This window comes from Inquilinus sp. (genome assembly GCF_057815775.1).
The window spans coordinates 1-1859 of record NZ_JBYRFX010000477.1; the positions used below are offsets into that span (position 1 = coordinate 1).

General features: G+C 63.3%; 3 protein-coding genes. All 3 read left to right on the plus strand.

The genetic code is table 11. The annotated features are described in order from the left end of the window. The coding region (locus AC3XYG_RS16950) for an ABC transporter permease (protein ID WP_489141025.1) at positions 1-533 on the plus strand (533 nt) is incomplete at its 5' end. A gap of 68 nt (positions 534-601) precedes the next feature. Then, complete coding sequence (locus AC3XYG_RS16955; RefSeq protein WP_489141026.1) at positions 602-1606, plus strand: sugar ABC transporter substrate-binding protein; 1005 nt, start codon at positions 602-604, stop codon at positions 1604-1606. A 47-nt stretch (positions 1607-1653) separates the two neighbouring features. Continuing rightward, positions 1654-1859, plus strand: a 206-nt coding sequence (locus AC3XYG_RS16960) for a type 1 periplasmic-binding domain-containing protein (RefSeq protein WP_489141027.1), incomplete at its 3' end; no start/stop codon positions are given.

Genomic DNA, 1859 nt, shown 5'->3' on the forward strand with positions numbered 1-1859 from the left:
ACCTGCCGGATACGGTCCTGCAGGTCAACGATCTCAGCATCGCCGCCATCCCGATCGACGTCTTCGTGGCATTGGCGATCGTCATCGCCATGCATGTGGTGCACCGGTCGACGACCTTCGGACGTCACCTCACGGCGATCGGCAACGGCACCGATCTCGCGCAGCGCATCGGGCTGCCGGTCCGCCGTCTCGTCTTCCGCAACTTCATGCTGTGCGGCCTGCTCGCCAGCGTCGGCGGCCTGATGAGCACGCTGCAGATCGGTTCGGTCACCGCCTATATGGGCATCGGGCTCGAATTCAATGCGGTCGCGGTCATCGTGGTCGGCGGCATCAGCCTGTTCGGCGGCCGCGGCTCGGTGCTGCAAGGCGTGATCCTCGGCGCCCTCGCCTTCGAGATGATCCGCAACGGCCTGAACCATCTGGGCGCCAATCCCTACGCCTACCGGCTGGTCAGCGGCACCGTCATCTTCATCGCCATGTACGCGGATGCCCTCAAGCCGTCGCTCAACAAAGGCGCTCGATCCCGGAAATAACCCGACCGCCCGGCCCGACACGAGAAGCGTGAAGACGCACGCCATTCAAACGAACAAGGGAGATCGCCATGCTTTCTGCAGAACGCACCGGCCTTGCAGCGGCCGCCATTCTCGCCGCCTCGCTCTTCTGCTCCAGCACAGCCCTGGCGAAGGACTTCGTCGTCGGCCTGTCCTGGGACACCAAGGATACGCTGGTCCAGGCCTGGGAGGATTATTTCCAGTCCGAAAGCGTGACCATGGGCGACGCGGCGGGGGTCCACTTCAAGTGGATCATCAATGTCGCCAACAACGACCCGGCGCAGCAGGCCTCCAACATCGAGGATCTGATCAACCAGGGCGTCGACGTCATCGTCGCCCGCGCCAAGGATGGGACCGCGATCGGCGCTTCGATCCGCGCGGCCAAGGCGGCCGATATTCCCTTCGTCACCTTCGACCGGGAATCCTCCACGATCAAGCCGACAGCGCATGTCGGCGCCGACAGCTACGCCCACTCCAAGCTGGCGGCGACCGCCCTGGTCGAGGACCTCAGGAAGCACAACGTCAAGGCCAGATGCATCGAACTGCTGGGATCGCAGGTCGACACCAATGCCATCAACTTCTCCAAGGCCTGGAACGACGTCACCACGAATAGCGGCGTCGTCGAGAACCTGATGCAGGTTCCCACCGAGTGGAACCCGGAACTCTTCCTGTCCGGCACGACCAATGCCTTCAAGGCGCATCCCGATGCCAACTGCCTGTTCGTCGCCAGCGACTTCGCCCTTTCGGCGGTGAAATCCGCCCTCGACAAGATCGGCCGCTGGAAGCCCCAGGGCGACCCGGACCATGTGTGGATCGCCTCGGTCGGGCTGATGCCGTCAGCGGTGAAGGCCATGGAGGGCGGCTATCTCGACGACGCTGCGCTTTGGGACACCTATGGCCATGCGCGCGAACTCGACCGCGTCCTGATCGCCATCGCCAAAGGCGAGGATCCCGGCTGCGGCGACAAGGGCTGCCTCGTCAACGGCCGCATCGGCACGCCGGCAACCATCAACTCGATGGATAACATCTGGTCCAAGAAATACAACGACCAATAGAGGTCCGCCTTCTTTGGAGTTTTCGTTGAAGAAGATGGAGCGGAATCATGAATTCCGGTCAGGGCAAACTCAGATTCCGCTTCCTGACCATCGCGGTAAAGGAGCAGTTCTTCACCGTCGTGCGCCAGGGCATGACCGATGCGGCCGCTGCGATGAATGTCGAGGTGGAACTCGCCGGCACCCCGGGCGTGGATGCCGGCGAGCTGGTGCGCCTGACACGCCAGGCCATCGCTGATGGCGTCGATGGCATCGC

Coding starts and splice junctions, on each gene's coding strand:
- AC3XYG_RS16955 (WP_489141026.1), top strand. CDS start 602: ATGCTTTCTGCAGAACGCACCGGCCTTGCAGCGGCCGCCATTCTCGCC.